The sequence below is a fragment of the Herbidospora galbida genome, from assembly GCF_005233835.1.
GTDB lineage: Bacteria > Actinomycetota > Actinomycetes > Streptosporangiales > Streptosporangiaceae > Herbidospora > Herbidospora galbida.
In genome coordinates this window covers 123091-142304 of sequence record NZ_SZQA01000002.1, presented here as the reverse complement: position 1 = coordinate 142304, position 19214 = coordinate 123091, and the positions used below count along the sequence as shown (strand labels likewise).

The window sequence follows — 19214 nt, the reverse complement described above, 5'->3', positions numbered from 1 at the left end:
TGTTCTTTCGGCAGAGGGTTACTCGATGATCGCGTGGGCGATCCAGTAGGTGATCGCCGCGACGATGCCCGCCGCCGGGATCGTGAGGACCCAGGCGGTGACGATGTTGCCCGCGACGCCCCAGCGGACGGCCGACAGGCGCTTGGTCGCGCCGACGCCCATGATCGCGCTGGTGATGGTGTGGGTGGTGGAGATCGGGGCCTGGAAGCCGATCGCCGCCACGTAGAGGACCGTCGCGGCGGCGCTCTCCGCGGCGAAGCCCTGGGGTGGGTTGAGGGCGATGATGCGCCGGCCGAGGGTCCGCATGATGCGCCAGCCGCCCGCGTAGGTGCCCAGGGAGATCGCCGCCGCGGCGGCCAGGATGACCCACTGCGGGATGCTGTCGCCGGGCTGGTTGTAGCCGCCGACGACCAGCGCGAGGAAGATCACGCCCATGGTCTTCTGCGCGTCCTGCAGCCCGTGGCCGAGGGCCATGGCGGCGGCCGACACCGTCTGGGCGTAGCGGAAACCGCGGCCGGTGGTGTGCGGGTTCGATTTGCGGAAGATCCACAAAATGGCGATCATGATGCCACCCGCGAGGGAGAACCCCACGAGCGGCGACAGGATCATCGGCACCACGACCTTCTCCAGCACCCCGTCCCAGTGGACGGTCGTGCTGGCCGCCAGCGCCGCCCCCACGAGCCCGCCGATGAGCGCGTGGGACGATGACGAGGGCAGACCGAAGTACCACGTGATCAGGTTCCACGTGATCGCGCCGACCAGCCCGGCCCCCACGATGACCAGACCGTGAGTGCCTTCGGGCGGCTCGATGATGCCGCTGCCGACCGTCTTGGCGACCTGCTCCCCCAGGTGGGCGCCGATGAAGTTCATGACGGCGGCCATCAGCAGGGCGGCCCTGGGCGTCAGCGCGCGCGTCGAGACCGAGGTCGCGATCGCGTTCGCGGCGTCATGGAAGCCGTTCGTGTAGTCAAACACCAGTGCGATGACGACCACACTGATGACGAGCGCAAGCTCCACTTAACTTTCCTTGACCGCAATCGACTCGACCGTGTTGGCGACATGCTCGAACGCGTCAGCGGCGGACTCGAGCTGGTCGATGACCTCTTTCATCTTGAGGACGGTCAGGGCGTCGTACTCGCCGGAGAACAGCTTGGCCAGCAACCGCCGGTAGACCTGGTCGGCCTGGTTCTCGAGACGGTTGATCTCGATCCAGTACTCGTTCATGTTGTTGAGCGACCGCAGCCGCGGCATCGCCTCGGCGGTCAGCTCGGCCGCGCGTTCGAGCACCTCGACCTGCCGCACGACTTCCTTCGGCAGGTGGTCGATCTGGTAGAGCACGATCAGATCGGCCGCCGCCTCCATGAAGTCCATGACGTCATCGAGGTTGGAGGCGAGCTTGTAGATGTCTTCCCGGTCGAACGGTGTGATGAAGCTCTCGTTCAACCGGTTCAGGATGGCGTGAGTACGCTCGTCGCCCGCGTGCTCACACGCGCGCATCTTCTCAGCGAGAGCCTCACGGTCGGAACCGTCACTGATGATCTCGACCAGCAGCCGTGACGCTGTGACGAGGTTGTTCGCCGAGTCGGCGAACAAGTCGTAGTAACTGTCCTCACGGGGCGTGAGACGCAGACGCACGTGGATCTCCAGATGTGCGGGGACTGTCCGCAGAGAAGAGTAGAGGCAACCAGGCAGAACGTGAACTTAAGGCAGATGTCACCTAATGGTTGCCCAACGGTCTTCCCCTGACACATAAGGTGCTTTGCTCGTTTTTTAGATCTTGGTGCGGTGGAAGTTGAGGAAAGACCGCGACGGCGTGGGCCCACGCTGCCCCTGGTACCTCGAACCGTACGCGGCCGAGCCGTACGGGTGCTCGGCGGGGCTGCTCAGCCGGAACAGACAGAGCTGACCGATCTTCATGCCGGGCCACAGCTTGATGGGGAGCGTGGCGACGTTGCTGAGCTCCAGAGTGACGTGGCCCTCGAAACCGGGGTCGATGAAGCCGGCCGTCGAGTGGGTGAGAAGCCCCAGCCTGCCCAGGCTCGACTTGCCCTCCAGGCGGCTGGCGATGTCGTCGGGGAGCTTGATGACCTCGTAGGTGCTGGCCAGGACGAACTCCCCCGGGTGGAGGATGAACGGTTCGTCCTTGTCCGGCTCGACGAGCCTCGTCAGGTCGGGCTGCTCGCAGGACGGGTCGATGTGCGGGTAGCGGTGGTTCTCGAAGACCCGGAACATCCGGTCGAGCCGGACGTCGATGCTGGACGGTTGGATCATGTCGGGGTCGTAGGGGGTGAGCCGGACTCTGCCCCTGTCCACCTCGGCTTTGATGTCGCGATCTGAAAGCAGCACGACGACAGGGTAGTGGGAATGGGGACGTGGGCTTGGCGTGGATCATGTAGAGTAGGCGGAGCACCTCGCGGGTGTAGTTCAATGGCAGAACATCAGCTTCCCAAGCTGACAGCGCGGGTTCGATTCCCGTCACCCGCTCTCGGCGAGCCCTGCTCGGTGGCCTTCGGACCACCTTCGCGGGACTTTCGTATTTCTGGGGGGGCGACCCCCAGACCCCCGATGCGAAGGGACTCCGTCCCCTCGCGCTCCCTGGCAAGGCCTCGCTTCGCTCGGGATGCTGCTCGCTTCGCTCGTTAGAACATTCTTCTGTTACGGCTTCGCCTAGCCTGCAACCCGCTAACTCCGGCTGACTGGTCGTAACTATGAAGAATCCGGTCGGATCTGCTCATACCTCTTGGCGACTCGGCGAGCAGCTGTCACGTAGTCGCCGACAGGGCGAAAGGGGTAGACCGGCCGACCCGACTTTGATCTCCGGCCGGATTGCCAGCGGTACCAGTGACCGTTCGTCCACACCACCAGGCCGTATCAGACTGGCAGGGATCACGAGTCCGACCAGCGCCGCAGCGTTCCTGAACGAGGCCGGTCACTCACAGGGGATTGTTCTGGGCCGCGCTCGTCGCGGACCTTCTAGACCTTCATGACGATGACGCGTCCGCCACAGAGCGGCCAAGTCGCCCGGGTCGGAAGTGAGAACCGTCACGGGGCCAGGGGCAGCGAGAGCAGTGGCACAGAGCATGGCATCAATGGCGTACTTATGTCCGTGCAGGCCTGCGTCAGACAGAAGTCTGGCGGAGTGGCGGGCGATCAGTTCGGTGACCGGTTCCACGACAAGGCGCGACAGTATCCACTCCAAGGCCGGCCGGTTGACACGGGGGCGCACTACCTCAACAAGGGTGGCGGCAGAGGTGATCACGCGGAGGTCGTCGGCGCGAGCGAGGGCGAGCCATGCCATGACAGCACGATCACGCAGGACCGCCTTGGCCAGTCCCTCACTGTCGAGCACCAAGGTGCCGTCAGGGATGACGGAGAAGGCGGCTCCCCCCGCCACGAGGCTCCGCCCTTTCATGGCGTGCAGGCTGACCGAGTCGATCGCACTCAGCGCCCAGTCAACTCCCCGCGCGAGCCGACCTCGTCCAGCAAGATCCGGTACAGCTCGGCCCACACCCACCCGCCGCTCCACTCGGCGAAGCGGGGGTGCACGGTCTGCCCGGAGGCCCCGAACACCGGCGGGAGCTGCCGCCAGGTGGAGCCGGAGGCACCACGAACACGATCGCCGCCAGAATCAGGCAGCCATCCGCTCGCCGCCGGCCGCCTCCCTGGTGCCGAGTGCGACGGGGGGACCACCCGCTGGAATAAGTCCCGCAGTTCACCAGGAACCAGCCGGTCCAAGAACGTCGTAACAACCGGTCTAACGACTGATCAGTAAACGAGACATGGTCGGGACCGTCACCGCCATACCGATCCTTGTTCCTCGACCTCTCCGATCTCGGTGCTCGGTCATGGTGAGAGACACCGGCCGGACCCTCGCTGATGCCGGGGCCGGCGTGGCCCGCCGCTTCGTGCGGGTCGATCGGCCTTCGGCGTAGGCTCACGGGCGCACCGTCGAGCGATGGCGAGCCGAGAGGAAACACTGTCCGTGCATGACTCCGACAACCTGACCTGGGGGCCGCTTCCCGTCCGCCCGGGGGCACTGCGCTGGCTGCTGCTTCTCCCTCTGACCTTGGTGTTTCTGCCGCTGTGGTGGGTGGTGTGGGTCGTCCTCGCGATCTGCTTACACTGCGTAGCGCCGGTGGTCCAGCTGATCGTCGACATGGCACCGCGTGCCGAGAACGGCGCGATACGAATGCTGGACGCCACATTGGGCCGAATACCGTTCGTCCCGCTCTGGTGCGTGACCCCGGTGGCGCTGGTGCGGGAGGGCGACACGGCGTACTACCAAGCGCGCGTGGACCGGCGCATCGAGAAGCAGACCCGACGCGTGGAGACCTCCCAGTACCGTCGCGAGTACCACCGCGACCTGGAACTCGGCGCACACTACTTCCGGGGCGCCGGGGCCGGTTACGCCCTGCGCATCGCCTCGGAGCAGGGCTGGAACCTCCACCCGGTGCTGCGCTCGCACCCCCGGCGTCGGCTCCGGCTGCGTCACAACGGCCGACCACGGCCGGACCTCAGGGCAGGATGACCTGCCCGCCTTCATCGATCGGCTCTTCGAGCCGGTGAGGTACAGGCTCGGTATTCCGCCGAGACGGTGACCGTCGGCGTGCCCTGACATCGTCCAGGCAGCAAGCCTCGGCCTCAGCTGCGCGCGCGGATCAGCATGACCAGCCCGGCAATGAACGACCCGAGCAGGACCGGCGACAGGACCGCGAGGCCGCCCCACACGACGAGGCCGAAATAGCCGAGCGCGGACGAACTGTGCGTCGGGTCGGCATCAGCGGCTGCGAACAGCCCCAAGCCGAGGATGACACCGATCACCGTGATCGCGATCGGCGTCCACAGGAGCACGTGGGCCCACACACGGTACGTCCGGCTGTAGACCCGCCGAACCGGCCGCACGTTCGGCCGTGGAGGATAGCCGGCGAGATCGTTCATGACGTATTTGTACCAGCCCGCGTGGAGCCTGATCGCAGGGTCGGCCATGGCGTCCAGGGGTTCGGCGTGCGGCGATCCAGGCAGCAAGGAGGAGAAGGTGTTCACGCGGGAGGACATCCGCGCCCTCGACAGCCGCCACCCCGGTGCCGAGGGCGTCGTCAGCCCTATGCTCATCTCTCCGATCATCAGGGAGAACGTCGTGATGGCACACCGTAGGGCAGAGGTCCGACAGCACGGAACGCTCTGCTCAGAACTGTGATCGTCGTGCCATTAGCGTGCCATTAACCGGGGTAACGAGGGGGCAACCACGGTCACCTACGACCGCCCCCAGTCGCAGGTCACCGCCCCTACGTCGCATGATCCATGCGATTCCCAAGCTGACAGCGCGGGTTCGATTCCCGTCACCCGCTCTCGGCGAGCCCTGCTCGGTGGCCTTCGGACCACCTTCGCGGGGCTCTTTTCGTTTCCGGGGGCGACCCCCAGACCCCCGATGCGAGAGGGCTTGCGCCCCCTCGCGCTCCCCCTGGCCGCTGTCGCGTCCCGGCGTCGCTCTCGCTCCGGGTCGCTGCGCTCCTGGCGAAGGGCTCCGCCCCTCGCGCTCCCTGGACAGGCCTCGCTTCGCTCGGACTGCTGCTCGCTTCGCTCGTTCAAGCTTTCTTCCGTTACGGCTTCGCCTCGCCGGCCACACGACCAACTCCGGCGACCCGACTACTGCGGCCGACAAGGCCATGCCTGAGGAGGTTCTTCCCGGATTTGCTTGTGTCTGCAGGTGTCAGAAAGCCGCAGTGTCGTTAAGTCTGCACAGGAACAGCACCATGTCGGCGTTCGCCTTCTCGCAAAATAGCTGATCCGAACGCTTCAGATCGCCCAATACTCCGGTATACGGATTTCCTGCGTGGCGGGCGTACTCCTGGCGCAGTCTCGACGGCAGTATCGTCCAGTTCTTTCCAGACGTGTCGACATCCCAGTCGACAGAGCTCAGCAGGCCCGAGACGGCGCCGTGAATCAACTCCCGGACATGGTCGGCCGGCGAGGAGTAGCGCCACACGATCAACGGCGGCCGGTGAAGTCCGTCCCGCGGATCGGTGCCGATGGAGATGCGATACCATTCGACCACTCCGAACCGGCTTAGCGCTTCTTTCACTTCTATGGAACTGATCACGAGAAGAGGCCTAAGAATCGCGGACTGTTCTTCGGCGTTAATTCCGACCACATACACTGCGCGGGTCCCAACTTGCCTCCGACGGGGTCCTCAGGCTGCGGGATGACCGTCGTGCGGGGAGATCATCTCGTCCACCGTCGCACTCGGAACAAGCTCTGACGTCATCGTGGCCCATCCTCGTCACGAGGTCTCCGAGGCCCAGGGCCGGAGGACTCGGCAGCGAGCCACGTCGCCCGTGTGACAGAGGTCGTGGACATGGGGGCCGGACGTGACTACCCCCTTCACGACGTCCACCCAGCGGGTTCGGGCCTTAACCTCATGACCCCTGGCTGTAAGAGTCGACCGGGCGTTCAGGGCACTCCTGACAGACGAACAGATAGAGTGATCCAGCGTCCTGAATCATGAGATCAGTTGGATTTTGAATTTCGGGAGGGGCGTGCGGAGTGAGCAGAGAACGCTCCTCGATGGGAGGCCAACGCTTTCCACTCTTAATGTCAAATTCCCAGCTGGCAATCGTCAACAAATGCGCCATTATGTGGCCTTCACCGCATTCGATTTCCACCGGATCCTGGATCCAGCGCACCCAGCCTCCGACCTTGCTGCCTGGGGCACTCGAAAGGTGCGAGAAGTATCTCCAATTGTCAGGATTCGGGAATTCATCCTCCCAGGCCCAGATCCGATTTCTGAGCTCAGCCGGAAGACCCCAGCCCGCCGGATACTCCTCCACACGCTCCGGCGACAGCACACAAGCCATAGGGAGATAAGACTCGTCGCTGTCGGGATCTGGTGTAGGGGCCTCAATGAGGACGCTCCCGGCCGCTTCCGCCTTCCGCCAGCGCGCAGTCGTGTGAGGCTGAAAGTAGGGTTCATGATCGAGCGGGCACCACAACACCTGGAGAGCGTCGGCGCCCTCGGGGAAGGGCACTTCCGGAACATCGCAGGCGAAGAGCTGAAGGACCGGAACCAGCGGAAGCGGATCCCACCCCTCCGACGGATGATGAGTCAGGGGCTCCGGGCAGATGGGCCAGGGTTCATCAGCAGGCCACAACAGCGGGCCGCCGATAGAACTGTCCGTGATGGCCGGCTCACCTCGGCGCGGGTGCAGCCGAACGGTGGTCCTGCTTTGGCCTGCCAGCTCAGGAAAGACAGCCGCTATATCGAACGGCGCCGAGGGCGTCGTCAGCCCCATGCTCATCACTCCCATCACCAAGGACAGTCGTGATGGCACACCGTAGATCAGAGGTCCGACAGCACGGAACGCCCTGTCTGGGACTGTGATCCATGCGATTCCCAAGCGGACAGCGCGGGTTCGATTCCCGTCACCCGCTCTCATGCTAAAGGCCCAGGTCCGGGACATGATCTCGAACATGGGCCCTGATCGCTCTCAGCTCAGATCGCCACATGGTTGGCGCGAGAGCACCACCCTCCTCATCCGCTTGGAGGAGCGCGTTCAGCCCATCCGCATCATCAACTTCGGGGCGAGATGCTTAGGCGGCGACAAGGGTGATACCCGTGTGCCGCAGGTCATGGAGTGAAGCGATCCGGTTCTGATGGAGGCTCTGGTGTTCCCCTGCGGCTTCATGCCGGTTGGGGCTCGTACGTGTTCAGGCGTTGTCATACCCCCGGTGTAGCGTTCAGCCCGGAGTCAGGCTCATGCTCTGCGATTGACGGAGGCGCGCGGATGACGAGCACGACAGGCGAGGCCGTGGTGGTGGTGTCCCGGCGCATCAAGGTCCCGGCGGAGGACATCTTCCGGATCCTGACCGACCCCCAACGGCACCCGGACCTCGACGGATCGGGGATGCTGCGAGGCTGCGTCCGCGACGCCGCGGTCTCGGGCGTCGGGGATGTCTTCGTGATGCGGATGCACTACGAGCGCTATGGCGACTACGAAATGAACAACCACGTCGTCGAGTTCGAGCGGGACCGCCGCATCGGCTGGGAGCCGAGACCCGGTCGAGGGCACCCGGACGCCACCGAGCCCGGGACCGCATGGGGTCACCGGTGGATCTTCGACCTGCGACCTGACGGGGCTGGGGCGACGGCCGTGACCGAGATCTTCGACGGCTCTCGCATACCGGAGGACAAACGCGCGGAAGTGGACAGTGGGCGCGCATGGTGGCAGACGCAGATGGCGAGCACTCTGGAACGCCTCGCCGAACTGTGCATCGCGCGGTGAACGCCGAAGCCACCCCAATGGCTGTGTTGCCCGGTACCAATGTGAACATCGGTGTCCCCCGACCACGTGCGGGTCAACTCCCTCCGCGCATATGCGGCAACGCTACGGGCCGGGTGGGGGCGTGAATACTGAGTGGGTTCCGATCCGCCGCCACACCACATGGGGTTCACCCATAGCAGGGGGCCGGTGAAGTCCGTCAAACGGATCGGTGGCGGTGGAGATGGGCAACCGCTCCACCATCCGATGGGCTTGAACGCTTCCTTCACCTCTGCGGATGGCCAGACTTGATTCCGCCCAGACATGAGACGTTTGAAGTCACCTCGGGGAACCGGCCCGGGGCTGAGTCATAGGTCATAGGGGTGGTGTTCGGAGTCCACAATCGATCTCTGAGCTTGTTCCGCTTTGACGGACACCGTTGTTGTGGTGGTCAGGCCGCGCGAGCTTCTTCGTAGGCAGCGGGGCTAACGTAGCCGAGGCTGCTGTGCAGACGATGCAGGTTGTACCAGCTCTCGATGAACTCGAAGATCGCGCTGCGGGCGGCGGCTCGCGTGGGCCAGCGGCGCTCGTCCAGCAGTTCGCCCTTGATCGTGGCGAAGAACGACTCGGCCAGGGCGTTGTCCCAGCATTGGCCTGTGCGGCCGACCGACAGCCGGACGTCGAGCCGCTCGGCCAGGCGGGCGTAGGCGGCGCTGGTGTATTGACAGCCACGGTCGGAATGGAAGATCACCGGCTGGGTGGGGCGGCGGTTGCGCCAGGCCTGCCGCAGGGCGTCGGTGACCAGTTTGGTGCGCAGATGGTCGGCGGTCGCCCACCCGACCACGCGGCGGGAGGCGATATCGATGACGGTCGCCAGATACAACCAGCCCTCATCGGTTCTGACATACGTGATGTCGCCGCACCAGCGCGTGTCCAGCCCGCCGGGGTCGGGCTCGAAGGTTCGGCCGATCAGATCGGGCCGCCCGGCGGCGGCCGGATCGGGGATCGTGGTGATCTGCCGGCGCCGCCGATGCCTGCCCTGTAATCCCAGCCCGCGCATCAGCCGGGCCACCCGCCGACGCCCGCACCGCTCACCCTCCTCCCGCAGAGCGGCGTGGATACGTGGCGCGCCGTAGGTTCCCCGCGACTCGCGGTGCACACCGCCGATCCGCTCACTCAGTTCCCCATCGCGGACGGCACGAGGCCCAGGAACGGCGGCGCGACGCGCGTAGAAGGCGGTTCGGGAGACCTCCAGCAGCTCACACGCCCGTTTGACGTTGTGACCGTTTTGCTTCTCCGCCTCGATGAACGGGTCCACGTTCACCGGGTCTCCCGCACGAAGAAAGCCGTGGCCCGCTTGAGGACGTCGACGTCCTCGCGCAACCGGCGGTTCTCCCGCCGCAGGGCGGCCAGTTCCTCCCGCTCGGCGCTGGTCAGCCCATCGCGCTGCCCGGTGTCGATCTCGGCCTGGCGGACCCAGTCCCGCACCGCGGTCTCGGTCAGATCGAAGTCCCTGGCCACCTGCCCAACCGAACGCTCACCCCGCCGGCACAGCTCGACGATCTCGGCTTTGAACTCCGGGGTGAACGACCGTCGTGGACGTCTCTTCTTGCCCATGGTCTCCATGATGGACACCCTTTCCGGGGACGAACCCCTGATCTCAGGTGTCCGTCAAACCGGATCAAGCCCACTCCGCCTCGATGAACGGGTCCACGTTCACCGGGTCTCCCGCACGAAGAAAGCCGTGGCCCGCTTGAGGACGTCGACGTCCTCGCGCAACCGGCGGTTCTCCCGCCGCAGGGCGGCCAGTTCCTCCCGCTCGGCGCTGGTCAGCCCATCGCGCTGCCCGGTGTCGATCTCGGCCTGGCGGACCCAGTCCCGCACCGCGGTCTCGGTCAGATCGAAGTCCCTGGCCACCTGCCCAACCGAACGCTCACCCCGCCGGCACAGCTCGACGATCTCGGCTTTGAACTCCGGGGTGAACGACCGTCGTGGACGTCTCTTCTTGCCCATGGTCTCCATGATGGACACCCTTTCCGGGGACGAACCCCTGATCTCAGGTGTCCGTCAAACCGGATCAAGCCCAGTCCGCGACCTGGGTGAGCGTCCGTCCCTCGAAGTAGTGCAGAACGATCACCGCACGTTGGCGCGGGGAAAGTGCGCCGATCGCGCTCCACAGTGCGGCCTGATCGGCTACCTCGGCGGACGCGTCGCGTGGATCGGCGGCCTCAGGTATGTGCGCGGCCGGCACCTCACCGCGCCAGCGCCTGCGCCACCACGAGGCATGGGTGTTCACGATAATCCGATAGACGTAGGGGTCGGGATTGCCCTCGACCCGCCGCCAGGCGAGCCATGCCTTCGACAGCGCGGTTTGCACCAAATCCTCGGCCGTGCCCCAATCCCGGGTGAGGAGATAGGCCATCCGGCACAGCCGTAAGTGCCGGTGCGCCACATACTCGGCGAACCCGTCGTCCATCCACCATCTCCGATCGTTGTCTCCGGCGATGATTACCGTCTGGGAGGCGCATTCGGATGACAGGTGTCCAGAACCGAGATGGGCTCCGCTCCGCCTCAGACCCCTGCCGGGGAGATGGGGGGGAACCGCACCCCTTGTTCCCAGCTCGCAGAGGGTAGATCACTTGTGGATTCCCAAGCTGACAGCGCGGGTTCGATCCCCGTCACCCGCTCTTTGGTTACTCTGCGGGACGACCCCCAGACCCCCGCTGTCAGGGAGCTTCGCCCCCTCACGCTCCCCCGCTCCGCTGTTCGCTTCGCTCGTCAAGACTTTCTTTTCTTTACGGCTTCGCCTAGTCCCCGGCCAATCGACTTCGGCCGCCCAATCGCTGTGGGCCGACGAGGTCATGTCTGGTGGCGCCCCCGCGAGCAGCGGTTATTCAGTCGCCGACAAAACTTAAGGCGTAGACCCCGCCAGCCCTGGTAATCAGTGTTCGTCCACACCGCCAGGCCCATAACCTTGAGGACCTTGCGCAGTCAGAGTCGCAGCGGCGGAGGCAGCCTTGGCCGTGTGGCAACGTCCACACATGTTCGAGAGGCGGCCATCAAGTGGCGGAAAGCGGTTTGACCTTCCGATGTTGGCGCGAGGAGGGCCTCGTCACCCTCGCAGGTCTCCTTACATCTCTGGGTCCGATGGTCGAGGGATACCGGTGGCGGTTGGAGATAGACGAACTGTTCAGCCCCCGCTACCGGGAGATCACCGAAACTGCAGAAAGCTTCCTCATGAGTACTCAGCAGCTTGTCGCAATGTTCGGAGACGATGCTCAGCTCATTGACGGTGAGTTGACTGCTCACGATGCGGATGGGTCGACTGTGGATCTCACGATTCGCGCCCTGGACAGCACGTGGTGGGACGTGGAGACGACCATGCAGGAAGTTCTGGACGAGATATCGCGGCTCTATTCCGATGCGAAGGCATTACCCTGGCGATCAACGGGAAGCCTCTGATCTCGATGTTCACCACAACAAGTCAAGATCATTCTCTTCATCACTGGCTTCCAGCGCAGGTCAGCGATGCCACGAGATATGTTCCCTACACTTCTCAAGCTGACAGCGCGGATTCGATTCCCGGCACCCGCTCCAACGGTGCCGAAGTTCGCCTCAGCTCCTCCTGATTTCGATCTCCTCGTCGTCCCCGTCAAGAGGGTCGAGGAGACCACAGGCTCCTTCGATGTCTCCCGAGGAGATCAGGTCCCGGATCACCGCCGCCATGCTTTCGAACCCGACATCCCTGATGATGATCAAGTCTGAGCACCAGAAGTACCGGCCGCCGAGAGACTCACCCGTGCGCACGTCCTTGTCCATGATCCGTCTTACTACGTCCAAGGTCATGAAAGTCGCATATCGCCGGGAGCCGTCGGGAAACACGATCGTCGCATCGGCCTCCTCGGCGGTCTCAGGTTCATACCCTTCCCACCGAGGGATCAGCATCTCGAAACCGGACTCGCTCACACGGTAGAAGGGACCGTCGATCTCGATCATGCAGTCCACTCTGTTCCTGGCCTCCAATTCGGGAAGAGCAGTGCAGCCCGGCTCGTCTTCGACGTGATCCCTACAGGTTTCCGTAGCGCCTGCTGCCCACGGCCTGACAGCCGCAACGATGTCGGAGGCAGACGGGACGATCAGGGATGTGCGCGGTGCGCGCGAGACCGCTGACGTGATCACCGTGGATCTCAGTCCAGATGACGCTCTCATCTCCATCCTCGGATGGGTGTCGAGCCCGACCATGCGCGTGCTGTCCTGCGAGCCATCGGCGACTCCGTCAGCACGATGAAGAGCAAACGCCTGGCCGAGGGCAAGGAGTGGTAGAGCCGCAGGCCGTGGCTTGATCATATTGACATCAGCGTGCCAGTGCCGCGGAGACGAAGATCTGGGTCTGGTAGGGCTATTTGATCTCCGTGTGGTTATTTTAAAATGCGTGGCGAAATCGGCACCCCGAGCTCAGCCATCTTCGTCAATCAGTCCGCTGGTCGCCGCGAAGGTCACCAGGAACGCACGGAACTCGGGCTCGGTCTCGGACTGCGCCCTCTCTCGGATGATGGTGATCAGTCTGAGCCGGTCCTCAGTCGGCAACGCGCCGAGCTTATGACTTATCCACTCCAACTGCTTCACAGCATCATCCGGATTGACGACCGTGTCATCACACGATTCCAAGAACCAGGTCAGGTCCACAATCAGCTCGGCCAGTGTCCGGACCAGCGCATCACTATCCCTCCGCACGCGGCGATCATGCCCTATAACGCCTGGATGGACAGCGCGTCTCCCGCTTCGAGGACTCCCGAGTTCCGGCCTGGTGAGCAGGATTTCCAGCGGGACCAGCCTGCCAGGCCGACTCCACGGAAGCCGGTAACGCCAGCGCCTCCGCCGAACGCGGCGCGCTTCAGAAAGGGCGCCGCCCTCGCGGTTCTGGCGGGGCGTCGCCTCGCTCCCTTTTGGCTCCTTATCCGGGGTTCAATACCGGCGGGCATGGACCGGATGCGTCTACGTGGGCCAGCGAGACTTCAGTAGGGCGCCTCTGTTACCTCACTGGGCGGACGGGCGACGCCGGCGTACCAGAACGATCAGCCCCAGCTGGATAACGAGCAATACCAGCGCGATCAGTCCCGATGCGGCGGACATCATCTCCTCCGAAAGGCCGCCACCGCATTCGGTGATGTTGCCGCCCTCGTACGGCAGGACGCAGCCGCGCCCCAGGATGGAGGCGACGATGAACCAATTGGCAAGCAGAAGAGGGACCGTGGCGAGAGCCGGCGTGACGTACTTCGACTTGCCGATTGCCGGGCTCATCTTCACCGCGTCACGTCCAGAATGTCTGTCCATACGCGCAAACATAAGCGAGTGTCACACCAGACAAACAGCATGCCCGCTGACCTGCATTGAACTGTTCAGAACAGCGCAAGATCCGCGAATCCCCGGCGCCCCATCACCTATGACCCGGGTGGTTGCCCATAGGCCCAGGCGGAGCCGCTGGTGAGCTGACACCGATAAGGACGAAAGGCCTCTACTCGGATCCCTGGGGATGCCTCCGGTGAAGCAGGCAGAACTCGTTGCCTTCAGGGTCGGCCAGCACGACGAACCCCTCATCCCCCTTCTGCCCGACGTCGACCCGGCGGGCCCCCAGCCCGATCAACCGCTCCACCTCGGCGTCCACCTCTCCACCAGCCGGTACGTACAGGTCGGGGTGGTTACGGTTCTTGCCGCGCTTGGGCTCGCCCGTCTCCTGAAGCCAGACCGTCAGAGAACCGGGCGGCGCGTCCCGGGGCGGCCACAAGTGGGGGCTGGGGCCGTCGTGCTCGATCTCGTAGCCCAGTGTCTGAGACCAGAAGGCCGCCATTTTCCGGCTGTCGATCACGTCAAGCGTCCACTGCGCGAATCGGCTCGTCACGATCCGCGGTGCTACCCCGCCCGCCGATCGTGACACCGGGCGTCCGGATGGTCCGTATCCTTGGCCCCGGCTACCTCAACGACGAACGCGGCCACCCATGATCAGACGATGACCGCCCGGCCTGGTCGCGGTAGCACACTCGCCGGCGTGTCATTGGGAACGGGCTTTGGCGGACGCCCGCCTATTCGCCTTCTTGATCGCCTCCACCAGCTCCTTCTTGCTCATGGACGATCTTCCCGGTACGTCGAGACGCTTCGCGATGTCATAGAGGTGCTGTTTGGAGGCGTTGGCGTCGACGCCTTCCGCGGTCTTGCCGGGCTTGGGGGTGCTCTTCGCCGCCTGGGCGTCCGAGGGGCCCTTCTCGGCCTTGGGCTCCCAGTGGTCGCCGACCTTCTCGAAGGAGTGCTTGAGGGCGGAGTTCGCGGTGCGGTGGGCCCGCTCGCCTTCGCCGTACTGCTCGACAGCGGCGTCGTGTGCTTTGATCCACGTCCGCTGGGCCTTCTTGGGGGAGCGCTTCAGGGTGTCCGGGAGCTCCTGGCGGGCCGGCATGATCGTCACTCTCCTCTGTCGTGTTCGGCTCGATACGAGATTCGGTGCCCGGATCGGCGGCGATGTCACGCGTTCTCGCCGACGGCTGCTCGACTGGTGGTAGCCGTCAGGGCGATGATCATCGATGTCCGGGCCTGCTCTTCCAGCGTCGCCAGGCAGGAGAACTCATAGCGTTCCTCGGCCCGGGCGTGGGCCAGGACCTCGATGCGCAACGACTCCAGCTGCGCCGGGAAGTCGGGATGGCCGGTGCCCATCTCGTCCAGGGCCGACAGTTGCCGCTTGATCTCGTGCTCTTCGCGCAGCCGGTCGTCGATCATCGAGTCCCGGCCGCCGCCTTGGCGCCGGACGTGGGGGTGGACGACCTCCTGCTCCGCCGCCTCGTGCGCGGTGAGCAGGCGCGCCAGTCGGCGAAAGGCCTGCTCGCTCTCCGCGGCCTGAGGGAAGAGGGCGATGATCTCCTCGTGCTGTCCGGTAAGTAAGGCCACGACGTCGGTCTCGCGTGCGTTCATGATGGGTCTCTCTCGCGCTCGCTCCAAAACGGCCCCATCACTACCCACTGACGGAGCTGTTAGGCGATCGACGTCACGGGCACGGGAAGAAGATGCCTGAGGAACGCAACCAGACTCCACCTGGCCAGACCCAGACCTACCCGGGCACCAGCGGGGAGATGACTCCGGAGCCGCGGGACGAGATGCGCGACTACCAGGGCCGTGACCTGCTCAAGGGCAAGCGTGCCCTGATCACCGGCGGCGACTCGGGGATCGGCAGGGCCGTCGCGGTGGCCTTCGCCAAAGAAGGCGCCGACGTCGCGATCGCCTACCTGTCCGAGAGCGAGGACGCCGAGCACACCCGCAAACTGGTCGAGCAGGAGGGGCGGCGCTGCCTGCTGCTGCCGGGCGACCTGAGCCGGGCCGACCAGTGCGTCCACGTGGTCGAGCAGACCGTGGGCGAGCTGGGCGGTCTCGACGTGCTGGTCAACAACGTCGCCTACCAGCAGCCGGTCGACTCGCTCGACGAACTGGACGACGAGCAGTGGCAGCACACCTTCGCGGTCAACATCCACAGCTACTTCCGGGTGACCAAGGCCGCCCTGCGGCACATGGGCGACGGGGCGGCGATCGTCAACACCTCCTCGATCAACGGGCTGCGCGGAAACAAGACCCTGATCGACTACTCGGCGACCAAGGGCGCGATCAACGCCTTCACCCAGGCGATGGCGCAGAACCTCGTCGACAAGGGCATCCGCGTCAACGCGGTCGCGCCGGGGCCGGTCTGGACGCCGCTCATCCCGGCCACGTTCCCGCCCGAGAAGGTGGACGAGTTCGGCAAGCAGACCCCGATGAAACGGGCCGCCGACCCCGACGAGATCGCGCCCTCCTACGTCTTCTTCGCCTCCGGGCGCCTCTCGTCCTACTACACGGGCGAGGTCCTGGCCCCGATCGGCGGCGAGACCCTCCCCGGCTGATGACGGAACCGCGTCCGGCGGCGGCCCGGACGCCTACCGCGATGAAGGAGGAGAACCATGAAGGCAGTCGTCTGGCACGACACCGGAAAGATCTCGCTGGACCAGGTCCCCGACCCGGAGATCCAGGATCCCGAGGACGCGGTCATCCGCATCACGACCAGCGCCATCTGCGGCACCGACCTGCACATGGTGCGCGGCACCATGCCGGGCATGCGGCCCGGCACGATCCTGGGTCACGAGGCGGTCGGGGTCGTCGAGGCGACCGGCTCGAAGGTCCGCAACTTCAACCCCGGCGACCGCGTGCTCGTCTGTTCCACGATCAGCTGCGGACGCTGCGTCTACTGCCGCGCGGGCTACCACGCCCAGTGTGACGTCGCCAACCCCAACGGCCCGGCGGCCGGGACCGCGTTCTTCGGCGGTCCCGAGGCGACCGGTCCCTTCGACGGGCTCCAGGCCGAGTACGCCCGCGTCCCCTACGCCCACACCGGTCTGGTCGCCATCCCGCCGGGGGTCGGCGACGAGCAGGCCATCACGGTCAGCGACATCTTCCCGACCGCCTGGTTCGGTGCCCGCCTGGCCGAGGTCGGCCCCGGGGACGTGGTCGTCGTCCTGGGCGCGGGCCCGGTCGGTCAGCTCGCCGCCCTGTCGGCGCGCATGCAGGGAGCAGGCCGCGTCATCATCGTGGACGGCAACGCCGACCGCCTGGAGACCGCCCGGCTCCAGAACGCCGAGACCGTCGACTTCAACGCCGAAGACCCGGTCGCGGCGGTCAAGGACCTGACCGGCGGCGTGGGCGCCGACCGGGTGATCGACGCAGTGGGCATCGACGCCGAACCGCCCGCCGGTGAACGTGAGCGGTCCGAGCACGAGCTGTGGCAGCCCAGGGAGGCGCCCGACCAGGCGTTGCGCTGGGCCGTCGAGATGGTCGACAAGGCCGGGACGATCGGCATCGTCGGCGTCTACCCGCAGGGCTTCGACAGGTTTCCGCTGGGTACGGCCATGAACCGCAATCTCACGATCAAGATGGGCAACTGCCACCACCGCCGCTACGCGCCCGGCCTGCTCAGCAAGATCGCGGCCGGTGCCGCCGATCCGACCACCATCCTCACCCGGCAGGAGACGATGCCCGGCGTGCTGGAGGCGTACCAGGCCTTCGACCGGCGTGAGCCCGGCTGGACCAAGGTCGCCATCGAATTGGGCTGATCGGGGGAAGCGGCAGCTCCTTGTCGGTGAAGACGGCCATCATGGGCGGCGGCCGGTCCGGGCGAGAAGCTGCTGATCGGCCGCGACGCCCACAACGCCGTCGGATCGGCGTCCCGCTCCAGATCATCATCGACGTGCGTGCGTCCGGCGCGTCGGGCTACGCCGCGCCAACGACGAGTCGGCGCAGGTGCTGCTGGACGCGCTGACAGCCTGGCCGCGCACGTGGCCGACATCCCCGCCGCCGACGTGCGGGGGCCCGAGGTCATGCGCCGGGAACAGGCCATGCCGCCCCGGGAGGCGTTCTTCGCCGCCAACCGAGCAGGTGCCCGTCGACAAGGCGGCGGGGCGGATCGCCGCCGAGATGCTGACGCCCTGTCCGCCGGGCGTTCCGGCGGCACTGCCGGGTGAACGCCTCACCGAGGACGTGCCGGCCTACCTCCACAGCGGGGTCGCCGCCGGGATGGTAGTACCGGACGCCATGGACGCGTCATTGCGCAGCATGCGCGTGGTCCGGGCCGACTGACAACGTCGCGCCCCCGGGCGGGGCACGTCGCCACGCCAGGCGCCGGTCTCGCCGCCCCGCTTCTCGATGAACTCCGCGCAGCGCTTCATGTCGCCCTTGGCGCGGCCCACCAGGACGCCCGCCACGCCACCGGCCGCCATCGCCGCCTTCGGCGAACCGGTCATCCCGTCGGCGGCCACCGGGGCTCGTCCGGCGCTCTCCGGACCCCGGTCGAATGCGGCTCGGAGGCGACTGGCGAACGGTCAGTCGGTGGTCAGCGCGTCCATCAGCTCGCCCACCGGGGTGTCGGGCAGCGCCTTGGCCACGTCGGCCAGGGCCACCATGCCCACCAGCGTGTGATCGTCGATCACCGGCAGTCGGCGGATCTTGTGGGAGCCCATCGTGTGCAGGATCTCCCTGGCGTCGTCGTCGGCCCCGATGGTCACGACCTCGTCGCCGCCCAGTTCGCCGGCGAGGCACGACTTCGGGTCCTTTCCCTGGGCGATCACCTTCACCACGATGTCTCGGTCGGTGATCATGCCCTTGAGCCGGTTGTCCTCCCCGCAGATCGGCAGGGAGCCGACGTCGAGACCGCGCATCTTCGCGGCGGCGTCGGCGATGGTCTGGCCTGCGTTCACGCACTCGGCGTTCGGGGTCATGATCTCGCGTGCGGTTGTCATCTTCGCTCCCTTCCCTCAAGCATCCGCTGCCCCGCTTCCGGTGGTGCGCCTCCCAGCGGCCGTCAAAGGTTCGGTCATCCGGACAGCGCCGCCTCGACCGCGGCGGCCAGGTCGGGGGCGGTCTCCCTGGCCGCGCGGACCTCCTCGGCCCTCGTCACCGGTGTGGGCACGAGGATGCCGCGCGCTCCGGCGGCCTCGGCGGCCTCCATGTCGCGGCCGATGTCGCCGATCACCACACAGTCCCCCGGCGGCACGCCCAGTCGCCGTGCCGCCGACAGCACCATGCCCGGGGCCGGCTTACGGCACGGGCACCCGTCGGCCTCGCCGTGTACGCAGACCTCCCACACGTCGAAGGGCCCCAGCAGCTCCTCCACGCGCGCGTTGACCGCCGCCAGTTCACGCAGGGTGATCAGCCCTCTGGCCACTCCCGACTGGTTGGTGATCACTCCGATCGGGATCCCCGCCGCCCGCAGGCGATCGAGCGCGGCCCGCGCGCCGGGCTTCGGGCGCACGCGTTTGGCGTCGTTGTTGTAGGGGATGTCGTCGACGAGGGTCCCGTCCCGGTCGAACAGAATCGCGAGCATGATCTCGCGCTACCCGGGGGCCCGGTCGCCGATGCGAACTCCGCCGAACAGGGCGCGGACGTTCGAGAAGCGCTTCT

The 19214-nt window shown here is 66.0% G+C and carries 24 protein-coding genes and 1 tRNA gene; 7 read left to right on the top strand and 18 right to left on the bottom strand.

Annotated elements, in window-relative coordinates:
- Window positions 1–18: 18 nt before the first annotated feature.
- The 3 genes from FDA94_RS03575 to dcd all read right to left on the bottom strand — a co-directional run bounded on the left by FDA94_RS03575 (window position 19) and on the right by dcd (window position 2346).
- Window positions 19–1017, bottom strand: a complete 999-nt coding sequence (locus tag FDA94_RS03575) for an inorganic phosphate transporter (protein WP_137245593.1) — start codon at window positions 1015–1017, stop codon at window positions 19–21.
- Window positions 1018–1635 carry a DUF47 domain-containing protein gene (locus FDA94_RS03570; RefSeq protein WP_030451631.1) on the bottom strand — a complete coding sequence of 206 codons (618 nt, stop codon included), beginning with the start codon at window positions 1633–1635 and terminating at the stop codon, window positions 1018–1020.
- Between the two features lie 135 nt (window positions 1636–1770).
- Window positions 1771–2346 carry a dCTP deaminase gene (gene dcd, locus FDA94_RS03565; RefSeq protein WP_137245592.1) on the bottom strand — a complete coding sequence of 192 codons (576 nt, stop codon included), beginning with the start codon at window positions 2344–2346 and terminating at the stop codon, window positions 1771–1773.
- 67 nt (window positions 2347–2413) lie between these two features.
- On the opposite strand from dcd, the gene FDA94_RS03560 reads away from it, so the two are divergent.
- A tRNA-Gly gene (locus FDA94_RS03560) sits at window positions 2414–2484 on the top strand.
- 1471 nt (window positions 2485–3955) lie between these two features.
- Window positions 3956–4528 carry a hypothetical protein gene (locus FDA94_RS03545; protein ID WP_137245590.1) on the top strand — a complete coding sequence of 191 codons (573 nt, stop codon included), beginning with the start codon at window positions 3956–3958 and terminating at the stop codon, window positions 4526–4528.
- Window positions 4529–4641: 113 nt separating this feature from the next.
- Here the strand turns inward: FDA94_RS03545 and FDA94_RS03540 are convergent, their stop codons facing one another.
- The 3 genes from FDA94_RS03540 to FDA94_RS03530 all read right to left on the bottom strand — a co-directional run bounded on the left by FDA94_RS03540 (window position 4642) and on the right by FDA94_RS03530 (window position 7289).
- Window positions 4642–5043, bottom strand: coding sequence for a hypothetical protein (locus tag FDA94_RS03540; protein ID WP_137245589.1), 402 nt, complete (start codon window positions 5041–5043; stop codon window positions 4642–4644).
- 667 nt (window positions 5044–5710) lie between these two features.
- Entirely contained in the window at window positions 5711–6100 is a 390-nt protein-coding gene (locus tag FDA94_RS03535; protein ID WP_137245588.1) for a hypothetical protein, read from the bottom strand.
- A 316-nt stretch (window positions 6101–6416) separates the two neighbouring features.
- Window positions 6417–7289 (bottom strand): YwqG family protein, encoded by an 873-nt coding sequence (locus FDA94_RS03530; protein WP_137245587.1) that lies wholly within the window; start codon window positions 7287–7289, stop codon window positions 6417–6419.
- Between the two features lie 492 nt (window positions 7290–7781).
- On the opposite strand from FDA94_RS03530, the gene FDA94_RS03525 reads away from it, so the two are divergent.
- Window positions 7782–8279 (top strand): SRPBCC family protein, encoded by a 498-nt coding sequence (locus FDA94_RS03525; RefSeq protein WP_137245586.1) that lies wholly within the window; start codon window positions 7782–7784, stop codon window positions 8277–8279.
- 427 nt (window positions 8280–8706) lie between these two features.
- On the opposite strand, the gene FDA94_RS03520 is transcribed toward FDA94_RS03525, so the two are convergent.
- The 4 genes from FDA94_RS03520 to FDA94_RS03505 all read right to left on the bottom strand — a co-directional run bounded on the left by FDA94_RS03520 (window position 8707) and on the right by FDA94_RS03505 (window position 10731).
- Window positions 8707–9579 (bottom strand): IS3 family transposase, encoded by an 873-nt coding sequence (locus FDA94_RS03520; RefSeq protein ID WP_137245585.1) that lies wholly within the window; start codon window positions 9577–9579, stop codon window positions 8707–8709.
- Window positions 9576–9872, bottom strand: coding sequence for a transposase (locus FDA94_RS03515; protein WP_137245584.1), 297 nt, complete (start codon window positions 9870–9872; stop codon window positions 9576–9578). The genes FDA94_RS03520 and FDA94_RS03515 overlap by 4 nt, the downstream gene beginning before the upstream one ends.
- Before the next feature lie 99 nt (window positions 9873–9971).
- Window positions 9972–10268, bottom strand: coding sequence for a transposase (locus FDA94_RS03510; RefSeq protein ID WP_137245584.1), 297 nt, complete (start codon window positions 10266–10268; stop codon window positions 9972–9974).
- 64 nt (window positions 10269–10332) lie between these two features.
- Complete coding sequence (locus tag FDA94_RS03505; protein WP_137245583.1) at window positions 10333–10731, bottom strand: SigE family RNA polymerase sigma factor; 399 nt, start codon at window positions 10729–10731, stop codon at window positions 10333–10335.
- Window positions 10732–11402: 671 nt separating this feature from the next.
- On the opposite strand from FDA94_RS03505, the gene FDA94_RS03500 reads away from it, so the two are divergent.
- On the top strand, window positions 11403–11717 hold the full coding sequence (locus FDA94_RS03500; protein WP_137245582.1) for a hypothetical protein: 315 nt from the start codon (window positions 11403–11405) through the stop codon (window positions 11715–11717).
- A gap of 153 nt (window positions 11718–11870) precedes the next feature.
- Here FDA94_RS03500 and FDA94_RS03495 read toward each other — a convergent pair whose 3' ends face one another.
- The 6 genes from FDA94_RS03495 to FDA94_RS03470 form a co-directional block, all read right to left on the bottom strand.
- Complete coding sequence (locus FDA94_RS03495; protein ID WP_137245581.1) at window positions 11871–12251, bottom strand: hypothetical protein; 381 nt, start codon at window positions 12249–12251, stop codon at window positions 11871–11873.
- 459 nt (window positions 12252–12710) lie between these two features.
- Window positions 12711–12989 (bottom strand): hypothetical protein, encoded by a 279-nt coding sequence (locus tag FDA94_RS03490; RefSeq protein WP_137245580.1) that lies wholly within the window; start codon window positions 12987–12989, stop codon window positions 12711–12713.
- A gap of 303 nt (window positions 12990–13292) precedes the next feature.
- Window positions 13293–13589, bottom strand: a complete 297-nt coding sequence (locus FDA94_RS03485) for a hypothetical protein (RefSeq protein WP_137245579.1) — start codon at window positions 13587–13589, stop codon at window positions 13293–13295.
- Between the two features lie 181 nt (window positions 13590–13770).
- Window positions 13771–14154: a VOC family protein gene (locus tag FDA94_RS03480; protein WP_137245578.1), complete on the bottom strand. Its 384-nt coding sequence runs from the start codon at window positions 14152–14154 to the stop codon at window positions 13771–13773.
- 150 nt (window positions 14155–14304) lie between these two features.
- Window positions 14305–14703 (bottom strand): ChaB family protein, encoded by a 399-nt coding sequence (locus FDA94_RS03475; RefSeq protein WP_137245577.1) that lies wholly within the window; start codon window positions 14701–14703, stop codon window positions 14305–14307.
- Between the two features lie 65 nt (window positions 14704–14768).
- Entirely contained in the window at window positions 14769–15212 is a 444-nt protein-coding gene (locus FDA94_RS03470) for a hemerythrin domain-containing protein (protein WP_137245576.1), read from the bottom strand.
- A 92-nt stretch (window positions 15213–15304) separates the two neighbouring features.
- Here FDA94_RS03470 and FDA94_RS03465 point away from each other — a divergent pair, with 92 nt between their 5' ends.
- From FDA94_RS03465 to FDA94_RS03455, 3 genes are all read left to right on the top strand, one after another.
- The gene (locus tag FDA94_RS03465) at window positions 15305–16168 is read left to right on the top strand and encodes an SDR family oxidoreductase (protein WP_137245575.1); all 864 of its coding nucleotides are present in this window, start codon (window positions 15305–15307) and stop codon (window positions 16166–16168) included.
- A gap of 57 nt (window positions 16169–16225) precedes the next feature.
- Window positions 16226–17371 carry an alcohol dehydrogenase catalytic domain-containing protein gene (locus FDA94_RS03460; RefSeq protein WP_137245574.1) on the top strand — a complete coding sequence of 382 codons (1146 nt, stop codon included), beginning with the start codon at window positions 16226–16228 and terminating at the stop codon, window positions 17369–17371.
- A gap of 322 nt (window positions 17372–17693) precedes the next feature.
- Window positions 17694–17894 (top strand): Orn/Lys/Arg family decarboxylase, encoded by a 201-nt coding sequence (locus FDA94_RS03455; protein ID WP_212735172.1) that lies wholly within the window; start codon window positions 17694–17696, stop codon window positions 17892–17894.
- A gap of 242 nt (window positions 17895–18136) precedes the next feature.
- On the opposite strand, the gene FDA94_RS03445 is transcribed toward FDA94_RS03455, so the two are convergent.
- Entirely contained in the window at window positions 18137–18553 is a 417-nt protein-coding gene (locus FDA94_RS03445; RefSeq protein ID WP_137245573.1) for a CBS domain-containing protein, read from the bottom strand.
- 74 nt (window positions 18554–18627) lie between these two features.
- A complete protein-coding gene (locus FDA94_RS03440) occupies window positions 18628–19137 on the bottom strand; it encodes a D-glycero-alpha-D-manno-heptose-1,7-bisphosphate 7-phosphatase (protein ID WP_137245572.1) in 510 nt (169 codons plus the stop codon).
- Between the last annotated feature and the right edge of the window lie 77 nt (window positions 19138–19214).